Genomic DNA, 15,459 nt, shown 5'->3' on the forward strand with positions numbered 1-15,459 from the left:
ATCAGTCGCAAACTTGCGAATAGTTGCAATATAGAGAACACTAGAGGGCGAGAACGAGGGAGGCAACATGGCCACGATCGACGTCCAGGCGCAGTACGTCACCATCCGGATGAGCGGATGGGAGGCGATGGCGACACGCCGTCCTGCGCTGACCGTCCAGAGGTCGGCGCTTTTCGCGGTCACGGCCTCCGACGAATGGGTGACCAGGGGTCTGGGGTTGCGTCACGGAGGGGTGGTCGTGTCCGGGACGCTCAAGGTCGGCATCTGGGTGGGCCTCGATGGGACCCGTCGTCTGCTTGCGATGCGCCGAGGCATGCCGACGCTGAGACTGTCGTGCGCTCCCGGCGGCGCTGAGGGGTTCTCCGAGGTGTTGGTGAGCGCGCCCGACGCGCACGAGGTGGCGGCTCTCCTGGCCGTAGGAGCCAGGGCGTGAACGGCGTTGCCGTCGAGGCGGATCGGCTCACGAAGCGCTTCGGCTCGGTGTCTGCCGTGGAGGGGATCTCGCTCACTGTGACCCATGGCCGGGTCACGGGCCTGTTGGGGCCGAACGGTGCCGGGAAGAGCACGACGCTTCGCATGTTGCTGGGACTCATCCGTCCGGACGAGGGCACGGCGGTCATCGGCGGCAGCCGGTACGTGGACTTACCGGACCCGACCGCCCGGGTGGGTGCTGTCATCGACGGTGGCGGCCTGCAGCCCTCACTGACGGCCCGGCAGCACCTCCGAGTCCACGCGGCCCTCGGCGGGCATGACGACGAGCGCGTGGAGACCGTCTCGGCACTCCTGGGGACCGACGCGTTCGCTCGGCGGCGCGTCAGAACGTTCTCCCTCGGTATGCGGCAGCGCCTGTCGGTGGCCACCGCGCTGCTCGGGGACCCAAGCATCCTGATTCTCGATGAACCGGCCAACGGGCTCGACCCCGCGGGAATCGCGTGGCTGCGCGGGTTCTTGCGGGATTTCGCGGATCGGGGAGGGGCCGTGCTGCTGGCCAGTCACGTCCTGTCCGAGGTCGAGCAGATCGTCGACGACGTCATCCTGATCGACCGGGGACGAACCATCAGGCGCGGCTCACTCGGCGATCTGACCGACGGCGGGCAGCGCTCTCTCGAAGACGTCTTCCTGACGCTGACATCGACCGGGAGCCGAACCGGAGGCGAAGGAGAGGTGCGCCGATGAAACGCGTGATCACCGGCGAGTTGCGCCGGCTGTTCGGAACCAGGATCCCCGCATGGGCGGCCGTGATTGCGCTGGCGGCCGGTGCCTTCTTCCCCGCGGTGATCTCGATCGTGGGGCCGGAGAACGCCACTCCTCCCATGCCCGGCCTGGACACGCCAGAAGGGGTGCAGATCGTGCTCGGGATCACCGGGCTGACGCTGTTCCTGCCCGCTCTGCTGGGCGTCTTCGCCGTCGCTGGCGAGTATCAGCACCGGACCATCGTCACCACCTTCATCACCGCCCCCCGACGCGGAACAGTTCTCGTCGCGAAACTGCTCGTCTACGCATTCGCCGGTCTCGGCTACGGCATCCTCCTGGCGGCGTCGACGGGAGCCGTGCTGCTGCTCCATGCCGGCATCAGCGGGACGCCGCTCGGACTCGCACCGGCCGATCTCGCCCGCGATCTCGCCGGTGTCGCCCTCGCCGCCGTCGCTTACACGGCCATCGGCGTCGCGGTCGGAGCCATCACCCGCAACCTCCTGCTCGCTGCCGGGATCGTGCTGGGCTGGTTCTACCTCATCGAGCCGATGATCATGCTCATCCCCGGAATCAACACCGCCTACCCGCTGCTGCCCGGCGGGGCGACAGCGAGCCTGGTCGGTTTCACCTTCCTCACCGACGCCATGAGCGCCCAGCTGCACTTGTCTGGGCCGAGCATCCTCAGCCCGTGGGTCGGCGCGCTCGTGCTCTTCGTGTATGCGGCCGTCGCCGCAGCTATCGCCTTCGTCCTCCCGCTACGGCGAGACATCGCCTGAGCACGGCCGAAAGCCCGACACCTCTCATCTCGAACGAACGGAGAATCATCGAATGAACAGACAGATCGGGGGCTTCGGCCGCCGAAGCGCCTACGCCCTGCTGAACCTGTTCACCGGGCTGGTCAGCCTCGTGTTCCTGCCGGTGCTGCTGCTCTGCGCGCTGCTGTGCCTGCTCGGCATCGGCCTCGTGCTCCTCCCCGCCGCGCTACGCGCACTGCACGCCTGGGCCACATGGCATCAGAGTGCCGCCGCACGGCTGCTGGGACGAGCGGCCCCCGAGCAGCACTCGCCCCACGAAGGCAGTGGCTGGGGTGTACTTCGTCGTCAGGTCCAAGATCCCAGGACCCGGCGGGAACTGGGCTGGCTTGTCATGCAGGCAGTCTTCGGCATCCTCCTGGGCCTGCTGGCCCTCGGCGGTGTCGGCATCGTCCTCGTCACGATCCTCGCCGGCGCGCTGTGGTGGACGCCCATGCTCGCCGACCATGTCCAGTTCCTGGGCGAACCGGTGACCAGTTGGAGCACCGCGGCGGGACTCGGTGGCATCCAGCTCGTGCTCGGCATCATCCTCTGGCTGCTCGCGACCGTCCTCGCTACCGCCCACGGACGGCTGACGCTGAGCGCGCTGCCGGTTCACGAGATGACGGTCAGCGGGCCCTCGTCCGGGGTCGGCGGTTCGAAGTTGTCGAAGTAGGCGGCCACGAGATCGGAGTCGAGCTGATATGCGTCTGCCTCGTCGGTCCGGCGGGCGCCCACTCTCTCCAGCGCGACCTCGCGCGGTGTGGCGAGGTAGATCGTCTCTGGCTCCACGCCGAGCGGCCTGACCAGGCTGCGCCACTTCTCGCGTTCCCGCCGCGACCAGAACGAGAAGTCCAGGACGACATCCGTGCCCGTGGCGACGAGCGCGGTCAAGCGGGCGCGGAGCTCGGCCTCGATCTGCCGATGGAGATCTGTCGGCAATGGCATCGACCGGATGCCGCGATGCCATGCCTCCTGGTCGAAGGACAGCCGCGCCATGCCGCCCTCTTCGAGCTGGCGGGCGACGGTCGACTTCCCCGAACCGGCCGGGCCGCACATGAAGATGACCCTGCTCATGAGCGCGCCCTCCTATCGTTTCGGGTCGACGGTCAGTTCCACTTCGACCTCGTCGCCAGCTCCGCGTCCTGTTCGCTTGCGTGTTTCGGCGTTGAACGAGACGAGGTAGCGCCCTCGCATCACTCCCACTGTGGTGCTGTACGTGTAATCGCCGTCGATCGTCACGCGAACGGGGACACGCTTGCCGCGCTCGAAGGCGAGCACGATGTCCTCCGGGACGACGATGCCGACGTTGTTGCCGCCCGTGGCTTCGAGAACGGTTCGAAAGACAGTCATGACGCCCCCTGAGCTTCATCTCGCTCGGCGATCACAGGATGCGGGACCAGCGCATACAGGCGTGCGGACGCCAGGGCGAGCCAGAGCCAACCGGCGAGCACGCACACCCACAACAGCAGGACCCCGATGGGTGCCCGCGCCAGGGCCGCCCCGCCGATGAAGCCTCCGAGGACGACGATCGCGCACCAGAAGCCGAGTCGCGACTGACGCATCTCGCCGCGTGCCGAAGCCCATCTCGCATAGGCGAACGCGGCCGCTGCGAGACAGACGAAACCGATACCACCGAACAGCAGATGGAGGATACCGGCGGTCGTGCCCTGGTCGCCCGTCTGCCCCGGCGGGAACCCTGCCGACGGGTCCGGGAGGAACACCGCGCTGAGAACGAGGCACAGCCCGTAGGCACCGGTCAGGACACCGATCGCGAGTCCGCGGCCGGAACGGAGCGCGCGAAGGGTGCCGTAGGCAGCGGCGAGGACCATGAGCCCCGTGAGGACCAGGTTGACGCGCTGCATCCATCCGTGCTCTCCGAGCGCCAGCAGACTCAGCGCGTGCCGGGTGAAGTCGAAGCCGGGCCTAGTGAGCCCGAGGACGAGGCCCACCACGACGTAGAACGGGCCGGCGACGACGCCCCAACCGAGAAGGCTCCGAGTGACTGCGGCACTGCGATCGAAGACGGACGGATCTCGTGACATGTCATCATGGTAGATGACACAGAACTAGACTGTCCAGTACCATTCTGACATGAGCGGAGCGAGAGAAGAACACGGCCCGGGGCGCACCGCCGAGAAGCGCCAGGCGATCCTGAGCACCGCTACGGAGCTATTCTTGCGAAACGGGTTCCGCGGCACGAGCATGGACGAGCTGGCCTCGCAGGCGGGCGTGTCGAAGCAGACCGTCTACAAGCAGTTCACCGACAAGGAACGCCTGTTCCGGGAGATCATCGAAGGGGTTACCGCCAATGCCCAGGCGGTGATCTCCGCGCTGACGGCCGCGTTCGGCGACACACCCGCGACGACGCGCGACGAACTCGAGGCACGGCTGTGCACCGTGGCGCGCGTGTATCTCGATGCAGTCCTGAGCACGCAAGTGTTGTCGCTGCGTCGACTCATCATCGCCGAGACCGAGCAGTTCCCCGATCTCGCCCGGCGATACTACGAGCAAGCGCCGGCCGGGGGCATCGACGTTATCAGGGACAGCCTCGAACCGTACGCCGACGCGGGACTTCTCGCTGTGCGTGACCTTCGGGTCGCGGCTGCGCACTTCGCCTACCTCGTGCTTGCCCCCGCCCAGGACCGGGCACTGTTCATCCCCAGCGAATTGCCGTCCGACAACGAGCGGGAACTCTTCGTGGTCACCGCCGTCCAAGCGTTCCTCGATGCGTATAGTGCGACGGGAAAGTAGCCAGGCCCAGTCCACCCACTTCGGGCGCTTGAGCTTGAGAGGTTGTCGTTTGCCGCCAAGCGAGTCCGAACACGATCGCCGACTACTCCGACATGTCTGAGATCGGGGCGGCATGGGCGAGAAGCGTGTGATCGCAGCTCAGTGAGACCACTGCGTCATAACGAGCATCGATCCACTCAGCCCGGATACCGACGACGTCGGTCAGAAGCTCGACCGCCCCCGTGCAGAACCCGCACTCCGAGCCCTCACACACGAGCGGACATCCAATCACCGCGGATGTGAGCTAGCAGTCAGGGATCGACCTTGGTTGAATGACGTCAATACCCGAACTGGCGTGCAGTCCGTACCACCCTCGCCACCGAGGCTCCAGGTCGGAGCACCGGTCTGGTGGATTTCCTGCCCGGAGGTGCTGTAGCAGAGTCGCGGTCGATACTGGCTCACCCCCTGACAGTGAACTCGATCCACGTGTCCGGTCGGAGCTCGGGGCGACCTGGCACTGGACGATGCTCTTTCATAGCGGCGGGGTCGATCGAGTTGCACACGCGCTGCCAGAACGCTGCCGCAGGCTCATTGGTGTCCTGGAAAGCGACGGACCAGCGTCCAGGAAACTCCTCCACAATGCACTTGACGGTGAGCGTTCCAATGCCTCGTCGCCGGGCCCCGTGGACGAGGAAGAAGCTGTTGATGACGTGGGGCGAGTTGTCCAGTGCTCGTAGCACGGCGAAGCCCACAGGTGAACCGCCGAGATGGATCAGTCGGGCGACCCAACCTGTCTCGCCGCCGAGGGCGGCGTCAAGCCTTTCTTGGCGGAACCGCCCGTCGTGGTCGGGTAGCGCGTGGTTGTACTGGGAGAGATCGTGACTGAACATAACCCACAGGCGTTCGAGCACATCCCGGTCCGCATCGCTCGCTACCGTGACATGGAGGCGTGTTTGCACATCTGAGTTCATAACTGAGAGTTTCCACGATGCTCCTGGACGGGGCACTGCGGTCTCTGCTATAAGGTTTCGGCGAGCAGCAGCCGTCTTGTAGGAGCGTCGAAGCGACGTCCCAAACGATGCTCTCGAATCGCTTGGGATGGTCATGAAGAGCGGTTATATAGGTCGTCGCGGCAAAATCCTGAGCGTCAAGCCGGTCCTGCAACTGACCGACGTGCTGCCAGAACACCTGATCATCCGCGAGGGCTCCTCTGCTGCTCGGGCACTCCACGCGGGCGGTTAATAGCGACCTTTACGGTCTCGGCAAGAGATGGCGCCTCGTCGTAAGGGGGACGAGTTCTGCCAGCGCCTGTGCAGTCTGACGGGGAAGGACGCCGTTGCCGAGAGCGGTGAGCTGCTGAGCATGGCTCAGCCCCATACTCGGATCGGTCACCCACCCCTGGTCGAGTCCCATGAGCCATTCCACGAACGCGGGCGCGGCGCGCGGACCGGCATCTTGGTTCAGGATGGCGGGAGCTGGGGCGGATCGGCCGGCCGGTGATTCGTTCCCATCGGGCGATAGCTTCGGCGTAGCGTCCCCAGCGTCGAAGAACTCCTCGATCAGCGCGAACAGTGTCTCCGGGGACGGCTGCCGTCCGCGCCGGGTCACGAGATCGATCACCCGATGACTGAGCGCCATCGTGCCGCGCCGTGCCTTCACCTGGTCCAGAGTCTCGCCGCCCCGTGCTGGGTCGGAGGCGAGTGGGGATCGGAACAGCGCGCCCGGCGAGGATGAAGATGCGGAACCGGGGATGCGGCGCGCCAACGGCGGAAGCGGGTAGGCCGATCCAGCTCGAGTCGTACCGGAGGTCAGCCAGGTCTCCGAGTACGGCGCCAAGTGCCCGTATAGGTCGGGCTGGCTGGTCTCCCAGACTCCACGGGTCGGGTTCCAAACCGCACCTTCGGGGGTTGCGCGCTTGGGGTTGCATCGCTCATCGTCGTCTCCTTCCAGGGGCGTGCGGATCGCGGAGGCAGAGAGCAGCCCGCGGACGTTCTCGATTACCAGGTAGTCGGTTGCAACACCTCGGCCGCTGTCGCCATGTGCGCCCAGAGGCCGGATCGGGTGCCGGGTGCGAGGCCTGCCATCTTCCCGACCGAAAAGACGTCCTGACAGGGGAACCCACCGCACAAGATGTCCACGGGCTCGACGGTGTGCCAGTCGATGGTGGTGATGTCTCCGAGGTTCCGCGCATCGGGCCAGTGGTGGGCAAAGATGCGGGCGACGGGCTCGTTGATCTCGGAGAACCACACGGTGCGCGCGTCGAAGACTTCCTCGACGGCGAGGTCGAGTCCGCCGTAGCCGGAGAACAGCGACCCGACCCGCAACGGACGGTTGACGTTCTCGTCGTTCGGCTCGCGCATGAGGACTTCGGCAGATCGGTGAACCCCGGCCGTCGTCCTGCGACTCCTTGACCGGGCTGGTCACCTGCCAGGTGCTCGGGTCGCCTCCTGCTTCCGACTTCGCCCGAACCGCCCCGGCTCCTGCCGCGTCGTCGTTTTCGGCTCGTCTCAGAGCCACCAGCAGGCGGGTCTCGCAGGAGGCTTGGATCGTGGCCTGCTCCATCGCGGCGACGGCGGTGTCGAGCTCTTCCGGGGTCGGGGCGGTCAGCGCGATCAGCCCGGTGTAGCGCAGTACGCCGACGGCCACATACACCCAGTCGTAACCGCGCCTACCGGCTGTTGGACTCTCGTTGTCTGCACGAAGGGCATCCCGTCCGGGCACGTGCCCTGGCCCTTGCCCCTGCAGCGCGGAGCGTCAGACATACCTCCATGACCTGTACAAGGCGACTGCCAGGCCTTGCCATGGGCAACCGCAGGCCGCCGATGCCGTTTCATGTGGCACCAGCTCCGATTCGACGCATCTTAGAGAAGGGCGTACTTTCAGCGCGCATTGACAGATATGGCACGCCCGAGTCGGATGAGGTTAGCTGGGTCGTAGCGGCGCTTGACGTTGACAAGGCGCTGGTAGGTCTCGGGTTCGTAGCAGGCACTAGTGCTCAGCTCGGCGGTATTGTCTCCGAACAGGAAGTTCAGTGCTCGACTGGTCGCCCCGTGCGCGAGGCCCTGGATCAGGGCGGACTGTTTGGACGCGAGGTCCCCGGGTACCTGCCGGGCGACCGGCGTGGTTACCCGGACGACGTAAGTCGCGTCGCGGTGGCCGATCGCGTTTTCATGCTCTGGCTGACGCGCGGCAGCACCGCCGAGGTGATGAAGCTGGAGGAACACGCAGTTCTCGGTCTCGGCATCGATGCGTTCCTTGACGGTGGCGGCCGCTGTGGGGTCCAGTGCCGCGGTAGTCACGGCATCACCTTGATAGCCGTGCGGGGTTGCCGGCTCGGCGAATACCTGGCTGCACTCGGCGTAGGGCATCGGGTAGATGGTGTCCTCGACCGGTCCCCAGGTGCGTAGTGCGTCAATCGCGGAGATGCATGTCCGGGGGTCGGTGCAGGTGACGAAGAGGCGCAGGGTCCGCTTGCCTCGGATGCGTTCCGGCAGAGTCGGAAGGTCGGGGAAGGTCATGAGCGACAGTGAGGATGTGAGTTGGTCGGGCACGACGGTGGTCCACTCCCGGTAACGGCTGACGATCTCAGGGAATCGCTCAGGGTCGAAGCTCAGTGCGCCGGCAAGAACCTGGTCGACGGGAAAGAGTCGGAACTGCAACGCGGTGACGACGCCGAAGCTGCCACCACCACCGCGCATCGTCCAATACAGGTCTGCGTGGTTGTCGGCGCTCACGTGCCGGGGTCGGCTGTCGGCGGTGATTACGTCGAGTCCGGTGATGTGATCGGCTGCGTATCCGTACTGTCGGGTGAGCGGTCCGATGCCGCCGCCGAGGCTGTATCCGGCGACGCCGACCGTTGGTGCGCTGCCACTAAGTGGGGCCAGGCCGTAGCGTGCGGCCTCGTGCACGACCGCGTCCCAGGTTGTTCCACCGCCTACTCGAGCTAGCCGTGCGTGCGGGTCGATGTCCACACGCTGGAGTCGTCGGGTACTGATCAGGACACCGCCGGTGAAGGACGTGGCACCGTGCCCGGTGTTGCGTGCAGCGATGGGCAGCTCGTTCTCGGCGGCGTAGGCGACCGCACGCTGCACGTCGGCGGCGTCTTCGGCTTCGATGAGCAGGTCAGGTTCGGCACGGACTGCGGTCTGATAGCAGGACGGCCACTGTGGGTCGCCGGGCCGATAGATGTACCCGTGGATGTCGTCAAGTTTCATTGGATCTCTCCTATGCGTGCGCGGGTCGTGGTGATGAGGGCGGTAAGAAGGAGCGCCGCGACGGCCGCGGTGAAGCCGATACCGGCGGTGCGCAGGCCGGTGGCGTCGGCGGCGTAGCCTGCAGCGACGACCGGTACCGAGATGCCGAGGTAGACGACGAGGAAGAAGCTGGACATGGTTCCGCTGCGCTCGTCGCTGGGTGAACGCGCGCTGCTGATCGCCACAGCTGCCCGGAACGCCAGCCCTTGGCCGATACCGATGACGATGGTGCTGAACACGATCAGCGCGGCTGAGCCGATGAACAACGCAGTGGCGAATCCGAAGACCGCGACGAGCACGATCGCGCATCCGGCCACGAGCGCCGACGCCGCACGTAGGCGTCGGGTCGCGACCTGGCTCAGAGCGGACCCAGCAAACATCGCAAACACAACGCCCCCGGACAGCAATGGGTTGGTCACATTCAGCAGCCGGGTGAGGAATGCGGGCTCGACGGCGGCCACCAGTCCGAGCATCGCGAAGCACGCGAACATCCCCACCGCCACCGCGGGGAATACAGGCCGTACCTCACGGGGCAACGTCGGCCAGTCGATGTGGAACCGAGAACGTGCCCGCGTGGGCATCGGCCTCGGCGACGTCAGTTCCGGCGCCAGCCACAAGCCGGCGCCCACGACGATGACCAGCGCGAGGTGCACCATGAACGGGGCCACGAGCGGAAAGAGCCCGAGTGCGGCGAGTAGCCCGCTCAACAGCGGTCCGCATGCCAGTCCCAGGGTGTTGGACGCGGTGGCGACCAACGTCGCGCGACCGTGCCGGTCGGGCGGTGCGAGTTCCGCTAACGCCACGGTTGCTGTGCCGGTGACCATCCCAGCCGACAGGCCCGAGAGTAAACGGCCGATGAGCAGCCCGGTCAATCCTGTGCCGCTGAGGAAAGCCAAGGCCGAGAACGCAGCGGCTCCCAGGCCGGCCATGAGCACAGGGCGGGGACCGATCAGGTCCGATACGCGACCGAGGAACACCAGCGCGAGCAGGACGCCGCCGGCGTATATCGCGAACAGCACGGTGATCGTGAGGTCGTCAAAGCCGAGACGACGTTGCAGCGCTGGATACAGAGGTGTCGGCAGCGTCGTGCCGACCATCGTGACCGTCAGCGCGGCAGCCACCGCCCAGAAGCCTGAGGGCCCCTCAGCTCGCCGTTCTCCCATGAACCCCACACTCTCGGCCCGCGCATCAATCTGTCCAACGGATTGGTTCAATCGATATCATCGGTACCATCGATTCATGGAGCTTCGGCAACTGGAGCACTTCGTCGCCGTGGCCGACGAACGGCACTTCACGCGCGCCGCGGCGAAGGTGCACCTGGCGCAGTCGAGTCTGTCCAGTTCGATCGCCGCGCTGGAACGCGAACTCGGTACCGAACTGCTGGTTCGTTCCAGCCGTAAGGTCGAGCTCACCGAGGCAGGCCGCGCACTCCTGCCCGCGGCCCGCCGATCTCTCGAGGCTGCCCGTGACGGGCAGGATGCGGTAACCGCTGTACGCGGTGTGCTTCGGGGTCGGCTCCGCGTCGGGACTATTCAGGCGCTCGGCGGCATCCCGTTGACGCGATGGCTCGCGGATTTCAACAAACACCATCCTGAAGTCCGCCTGCGCGTCCATCACGACGCGGTATCGAGTCTTATCCACAGCGTGGTTTCCGGAGACCTCGACATCGCAGTAGTCGATCGTCCCTTCGAGAGAGCCCACCTGCACGAGCGGCCCCTGGTCGCGCAGTCTCTCGTGCTCGCCGTCAACCATCGCGACCCGCTCGCCCGCCTCCGACGAGTTCGCCTGAGTGACCTTGCTGACCGTCAGTTCGCTGAGTATCGCTCCGACTCTGCGCTTCGCGCACGGATCGACGTCGCCTGCGAGGAAGCGGGCCTCTATCGGCGGAGCATCTTCGAAGCCGACACCATCGGGGACCTGCTGAGCGCCGTCGAACACGGCATCGGGGTCGCCCTGGTTCCCCCCGAAACGATGGTTGGCCACCCCCACCTGCGGACGGTGAACACTGAGCCCGAGATCGGTCGCGAACTCGTGATGGTGTACGCCGCCAACCGGCCACCCAGCCCTCCAACGGACCGGTTTCTCAGCATAATCGAGCACTCATTGCCGGAGCGACGGTAGACGACGTTCTGAGTCCTGATCAGAATCCCACCGGGGAACGAACCCCTTTGGCCACACTGCGAAGACGAGAGCCAGGTGAGACACGCAGCCCTCATTCAGAATCGCTGGTCCTGGAAACGAGCGGCCCGGTGACCCGCCCGAGGTTGTGTCAACGAGTACTGTCTCTGGCGTCGAAAAGCTCGTATGCCGCCGACATCGTAGATCGGGCAGCGCGGTGGACGAGGACGAAGGTACGGAACAGGATGCGCGCGATGACGGAACTGATCAGCGAACTACCTTACGTCGTTCCGATGGTTGTTCACCGCCGCGAGCACATTGCTAATCGCATTCGACGTCAGCACCCGCCTGGTCACAATGAACCTCCGGCGAGCAGACTCATGACCCGACAGTCGTTCAGCGCTGGTGTCCGTCTATGTGAATCGCCGGGACGTCCGCCCGCTTCGCCAACGACTCGGTGCGCCAAGCGAACGAGACTGCTTCTTCACGCCTGCACCCACCACCCGCATGATACAATCGTCGAAAGATTCGTTGGTCAAAGGAGGGCGAGGGTGGGCTCGTCGCGGCGGGAAGAGGCCGAGGAGGCGTTCGGTGCCGCTGTCCAGCGGTATCAGCGGGTGACGCAGAGCTTCGACGACGCGGTGGGTCGCGCGTTGGACCTTGGGGCGACGGAGCTGCGGTGTCTGGACTGGCTGACGGACGGCGCAATGTCCTCGGGCGAGTTGGCGAAGGCTATTGGGCTGCGGCCTGCGGCGACGACCACGCTGGTCGATCGCCTGTCCCGTCGCGGGTTCGTGCGTCGTGGGCCGGCGCCGGCGGACCGTCGGAAGGTCTTGGTCGAGTTGACTCCGGAGGGGCAGGAAATCCTCTGGAGGGTGTACGGACCCCTCGTGCAGGATGGGCACCGGCTTCTGGAGGAGTTCGACGCCGAGCAGATCCTCGCCTTCGAACGGCTCCTGTCCGCGATGGCGAACAGTGCGGAAGAACACACTCGGCGAGTGGCAGCGGACCCCGGGACGTTTGGCCCGTGAGATGACAGCCCCGCCGCATCGAAGCAGTCGCGCGGGGCGAGGAGAGGTAGAGGAGAAGTAGATGCCGGATATGCACGCGCTTGTAGCGTTCGCGGTAATGTCGTTCGTCCTGATCGTGGTGCCGGGACCGAGCGTACTGTTCGTCATCGGCCGTTCCCTGGCGCTGGGCCGCCGGGGTGGGCTGATGAGTGTGCTTGGGAACGAGCTCGGCGGTCTGCCGCTTGTTCTCCTGGTGTCGGTGGGGCTCGGTGCCGTCGTCGCGCAGTCCGCGATGGTGTTCCTGGTGGTCAAACTGTTGGGGGCGGGGTATCTCGTGTATCTGGGTCTGCAGGCGATCCGGCATCGGCGCGTGGACACCGAGGAGATGGCCGCCGCCGGGCGGAGCACGGTGTCCTCCTGGCGCGTGCTGCGGGAGGGATTCATCGTCGGCGTGACGAATCCGAAGACGATCGTGTTCTTCGTGGCGGTGCTGCCGCAGTTCGTCAGCCCGGAGAACGGTTCCATCGCGGTGCAGATGGCGATCCTGGGGCTCGTGTTCACGGCGATCGCGTTCGCCTGTGATGCGTGCTGGGCGCTGGTGGCCTCCGCTGCACGTCGGTGGTTCGCGACCTCGCCGCGCCGGCTGTCGACGATGCGCGCGACCGGCGGCGGGATGCTCGTCGGCATGGGCGCAACCCTCGCCCTCGTCCCCGCAAAGAGCTGACGGACATGCGCGGAAAGGCTAGAGCGGCGGCGGATCACCAGGATGAGCATCTGCTGGAACGGGCGAGGCGGCTCGACCAGGAGGCACGCGCGATGTGCGAGCGCCTCGGCCTGTGGCATCGGCTGGAGAGCCTCGGCGCTCCGGTCGTGGTCGGCGCCGCCGGACTGGGCGTGATCGATCGGCGAGACCTAGACATCACCACCTCGTGCGTGGCGCTGAACGAGGAGACCATCGGACGCATCACCTCTCTGGGAGCGGAGCTCGCCACGCACGAAGACGTGCGGCAGGTCACGATCCGGGACGACACCGGCCGATGGAACACCGACCCGCGATACCCGGACGGCTACTACCTGGGGCTGGAGATCATGTCGCCGCGAGAGAAGCTGTGGACCGCGGATCTGTGGTTCGTCGACGAGCCCGAACGCCAACCCGACCTCGAGCACCTCCGCCGCTTCGCACCACTCGTGACCGACGAATCCCGCACCGCCATCCTCGCCCTCAAGCGTTCGGGCCGCACATGCGGCACAGGCAATGAACCCGTCCCCGGATATCTGATCTATGAAGCCGTCATCCAGGACGCCGTCCGCTCCGAGACGGAGCTTCAAGAGTGGTTGAACCACCGGAGAACCGAATGCTCGACCCACGACGAAGGACCCCACGCATCATGAACGACAGACTCTCCGCGCTCGGGCGAGTCAACGCGCTGCTCGTCGCGCCGGACGCGACGAGGCCGGAGCTCGCGCTCGGATACGGTGCCGCCCTGATCGGAGCTGCGGCCGCGACAGCAGGCGGACTCATCTCCGGATACGGGGCCGCGCACGTGCTCGTCCTCGCCGTCCTCGGATTCGACATCGCCGGCGGTGTCGTCGTCAACGCCACACGGGCAGCGGCACGACGCTTCCATCACGGCCCGCACTGGCGACGGCGCTCCGTGCTGTTCGTCGCAGCGCACGTGCACCCGTTCGTCGTCGCCGTATTCTTCCCCGCACAGACCTGGTGGGCAAGCACGGTCCTCTACCTGGGCCTGGTCGTATCTGCGCTGCTGATCACCTCGACGCCGCTCGTGCTCCGTCGGCCGGTGGCTTTCGCCTGCGCCGCCGCGCTGATCACGTGGACCATCGTCACCGAGTCGACGGAGGACGCGCTGGCCTGGATCGCGCCGCTGCTCGTCATCAAACTGCTGCTCGCGCACCTGCTCACCGACAGCATCCCGACACCAGAAGCCACATGAGCATGGGCGTGTCGATGATGTCTGATATTTCATCCGGATTAGCGGCGGCTAGCGGAGCATTCCGAGCGACAGCCTCATTGACAGACCGAAACCTCGGCCTGGCGCGGCTTGATGCCCTCGCTCGGTATCTCAGTGACCCCGCGAAGGACACCCCTTAGGCGCTTCTGAGCTTGCAGTGGCCTATTGGTCACCCCAAAGCTCGCCGCAGAAAGTCATCAACGCCGTCAGTCAGGGCTGAGCAGCGTAGTGAATCGAACCGGTCCAAGGTGTGGTGCCCCCCGGGTAGCTCGACGTAGACGACTGAATCGGCCGAGGCTTCGCGCAACTGCTCGGCCATCCTCCGCGCCATTGCCGGGGCGACCATGGGATCGCGGTCGCCGTGAACGATCATGGTCGGCGGTATGCCGTCTGGCGAGGTTCTTCCGGTTGTCTCGCCGAGGTAGTCTTCGGGCGCGGAGGGCAGTCCGCGCGTTGGCGCAGGACCGTAGTACCCGTACAACCCGATGACGGCCGACACTCTCGTATCGGCGTCTTCGAAGCCTGGCTGGAACCGCGGGTCGCCCGCAGTAAGAGCGCAGATCGTCGCGATATGAGCACCGGCCGACCCTCCGACGAGTACGACGCTCTCGGGATCAGCCCCGTAGTCCCTGGCGTGCTCCCGTGTCCAGGCGAGCACGCGTTTCGCGTCGACGACCTGGTCGGGGAACGTTGCGGGTTCGAGGCGATAGTCGGCACTGATGCCGATCCAGCCCGCTGCGGCCAGTTGTTCCATTAACAGGCGCGCCTCTTTGCTCCGGCGTCCGCTAAAGAAGCCCCCGCCATGGAAGTGGATGACGAAACCCTTGGCGGCTTTCAGATCACGTGCGCGATAGAGATCGAGGAGGTGTGTTGCCCGGTCGGGGCCATAGCGGATGGCGCTAATCCGTTCCACGCTGTGCCGAGGCAGATGTGCCGGGGCAAGTGTGGCGCGCAGCCAATGCCGCCAACCCGGTGATCGTGACAGATCGACGTTGCCATAAGCGGCAGCCAGTGAGTCAGAAATGGCGGCTCGTCCACGGCTCGCCAAGACGATCACCGCAACCTGCCCGACCGCGGCGAGGAACGAAAGCGCCAGCGCCACGCCCCCGACGATCGAGAAGGGCGCGCCCTCCGTAATCGCCAACGTTGTTGACGTGGCATTCAGGAGGAGGAAGATGTGCGGCAGTTCACTGCCCGCCATGGCGAGGACCGACGTCGGTGTCGCTCGCGGTCCGTTGGTCGGTCGGGGCCATAGCGATAGATACGTGATTGCGGCGGTGACGACGCTGCCTATGAGGTATCCGATGGGGGCCTGAGGCAATATATTCCTCCGATCAGCAATGCGACCAATAGGAGCGCGCCAAGGTCTGACAGGCCCCAGATCGCG

General features: G+C 66.0%; 18 protein-coding genes and 1 pseudogene. 10 read left to right on the top strand and 9 right to left on the bottom strand.

Annotated features, from left to right (window positions below; genetic code table 11):
• Positions 1–67: 67 nt before the first annotated feature.
• From ABD240_RS02375 to ABD240_RS02390, 4 genes are read left to right on the top strand one after another with little or no spacing between them, the layout of a single operon-like run.
• Positions 68–433, top strand: a complete 366-nt coding sequence (locus tag ABD240_RS02375; RefSeq protein WP_344334803.1) for a hypothetical protein — start codon at positions 68–70, stop codon at positions 431–433.
• On the top strand, positions 430–1,176 hold the full coding sequence (locus ABD240_RS02380) for an ABC transporter ATP-binding protein (RefSeq protein WP_070638026.1): 747 nt from the start codon (positions 430–432) through the stop codon (positions 1,174–1,176). Before ABD240_RS02375 ends, ABD240_RS02380 begins: the two co-directional genes overlap by 4 nt.
• The gene (locus tag ABD240_RS02385; RefSeq protein ID WP_344334805.1) at positions 1,173–1,970 is read left to right on the top strand and encodes an ABC transporter permease subunit; all 798 of its coding nucleotides are present in this window, start codon (positions 1,173–1,175) and stop codon (positions 1,968–1,970) included. The genes ABD240_RS02380 and ABD240_RS02385 overlap by 4 nt, the downstream gene beginning before the upstream one ends.
• Positions 1,971–2,022: 52 nt before the next feature.
• Entirely contained in the window at positions 2,023–2,661 is a 639-nt protein-coding gene (locus tag ABD240_RS02390; protein WP_344334806.1) for a sensor domain-containing protein, read from the top strand.
• Here ABD240_RS02390 and ABD240_RS02395 read toward each other — a convergent pair.
• The 3 genes from ABD240_RS02395 to ABD240_RS02405 are packed head-to-tail and all read right to left on the bottom strand — an operon-like array spanning position 2,601 to position 4,030.
• Complete coding sequence (locus ABD240_RS02395; protein WP_344334807.1) at positions 2,601–3,062, bottom strand: P-loop nucleotide/nucleoside kinase family protein; 462 nt, start codon at positions 3,060–3,062, stop codon at positions 2,601–2,603. The genes ABD240_RS02390 and ABD240_RS02395 overlap by 61 nt on opposite strands.
• A 12-nt stretch (positions 3,063–3,074) precedes the next feature.
• Positions 3,075–3,338 carry a DUF1905 domain-containing protein gene (locus ABD240_RS02400; RefSeq protein WP_344334808.1) on the bottom strand — a complete coding sequence of 88 codons (264 nt, stop codon included), beginning with the start codon at positions 3,336–3,338 and terminating at the stop codon, positions 3,075–3,077.
• A complete protein-coding gene (locus ABD240_RS02405) occupies positions 3,335–4,030 on the bottom strand; it encodes a DUF998 domain-containing protein (protein WP_344334809.1) in 696 nt (231 codons plus the stop codon). The genes ABD240_RS02400 and ABD240_RS02405 overlap by 4 nt, the downstream gene beginning before the upstream one ends.
• Positions 4,031–4,079: 49 nt before the next feature.
• Between ABD240_RS02405 and ABD240_RS02410 the strand changes: the two genes are divergently transcribed.
• The gene (locus tag ABD240_RS02410) at positions 4,080–4,739 is read left to right on the top strand and encodes a TetR/AcrR family transcriptional regulator (RefSeq protein ID WP_344334810.1); all 660 of its coding nucleotides are present in this window, start codon (positions 4,080–4,082) and stop codon (positions 4,737–4,739) included.
• A gap of 437 nt (positions 4,740–5,176) precedes the next feature.
• Here ABD240_RS02410 and ABD240_RS02415 read toward each other — a convergent pair whose 3' ends face one another.
• The 5 genes and pseudogenes from ABD240_RS02415 to ABD240_RS02430 all read right to left on the bottom strand — a co-directional run bounded on the left by ABD240_RS02415 (position 5,177) and on the right by ABD240_RS02430 (position 10,092).
• Positions 5,177–5,824: a GNAT family N-acetyltransferase gene (locus ABD240_RS02415; protein WP_344334811.1), complete on the bottom strand. Its 648-nt coding sequence runs from the start codon at positions 5,822–5,824 to the stop codon at positions 5,177–5,179.
• Between the two features lie 891 nt (positions 5,825–6,715).
• The gene (locus ABD240_RS02420; protein ID WP_344334813.1) at positions 6,716–7,078 is read right to left on the bottom strand and encodes a DNA cytosine methyltransferase; all 363 of its coding nucleotides are present in this window, start codon (positions 7,076–7,078) and stop codon (positions 6,716–6,718) included.
• Positions 7,079–7,199: 121 nt separating this feature from the next.
• A pseudogene (locus ABD240_RS17080) lies at positions 7,200–7,355 on the bottom strand (PrgI family protein); the annotation flags it as partial.
• Positions 7,356–7,597: 242 nt separating this feature from the next.
• Positions 7,598–8,932 carry an FAD-binding oxidoreductase gene (locus ABD240_RS02425; protein ID WP_344334815.1) on the bottom strand — a complete coding sequence of 445 codons (1,335 nt, stop codon included), beginning with the start codon at positions 8,930–8,932 and terminating at the stop codon, positions 7,598–7,600.
• Complete coding sequence (locus ABD240_RS02430) at positions 8,929–10,092, bottom strand: MFS transporter (protein WP_344334817.1); 1,164 nt, start codon at positions 10,090–10,092, stop codon at positions 8,929–8,931. Before ABD240_RS02430 ends, ABD240_RS02425 begins: the two co-directional genes overlap by 4 nt.
• 118 nt (positions 10,093–10,210) lie before the next feature.
• On the opposite strand from ABD240_RS02430, the gene ABD240_RS02435 reads away from it, so the two are divergent.
• From ABD240_RS02435 to ABD240_RS02455, 5 genes are all read left to right on the top strand, one after another.
• On the top strand, positions 10,211–11,092 hold the full coding sequence (locus tag ABD240_RS02435; protein ID WP_344334818.1) for a LysR family transcriptional regulator: 882 nt from the start codon (positions 10,211–10,213) through the stop codon (positions 11,090–11,092).
• Between the two features lie 548 nt (positions 11,093–11,640).
• Entirely contained in the window at positions 11,641–12,120 is a 480-nt protein-coding gene (locus ABD240_RS02440) for a MarR family winged helix-turn-helix transcriptional regulator (RefSeq protein WP_344334819.1), read from the top strand.
• 61 nt (positions 12,121–12,181) lie between these two features.
• Positions 12,182–12,823: a LysE family translocator gene (locus tag ABD240_RS02445; protein WP_344334821.1), complete on the top strand. Its 642-nt coding sequence runs from the start codon at positions 12,182–12,184 to the stop codon at positions 12,821–12,823.
• A 5-nt stretch (positions 12,824–12,828) separates the two neighbouring features.
• Positions 12,829–13,491, top strand: a complete 663-nt coding sequence (locus tag ABD240_RS02450; protein ID WP_344334823.1) for a hypothetical protein — start codon at positions 12,829–12,831, stop codon at positions 13,489–13,491.
• Positions 13,488–14,054 carry a hypothetical protein gene (locus tag ABD240_RS02455; protein WP_344334825.1) on the top strand — a complete coding sequence of 189 codons (567 nt, stop codon included), beginning with the start codon at positions 13,488–13,490 and terminating at the stop codon, positions 14,052–14,054. The genes ABD240_RS02450 and ABD240_RS02455 overlap by 4 nt, the downstream gene beginning before the upstream one ends.
• A 187-nt stretch (positions 14,055–14,241) precedes the next feature.
• Here the strand turns inward: ABD240_RS02455 and ABD240_RS02460 are convergent, their stop codons facing one another.
• Positions 14,242–15,273: an alpha/beta hydrolase gene (locus ABD240_RS02460; RefSeq protein ID WP_344334827.1), complete on the bottom strand. Its 1,032-nt coding sequence runs from the start codon at positions 15,271–15,273 to the stop codon at positions 14,242–14,244.
• Between the last annotated feature and the right edge of the window lie 186 nt (positions 15,274–15,459).

This window comes from Brevibacterium salitolerans (assembly GCF_039531405.1).
Taxonomy (GTDB): Bacteria; Actinomycetota; Actinomycetes; order Actinomycetales; family Brevibacteriaceae; genus Brevibacterium; species Brevibacterium salitolerans.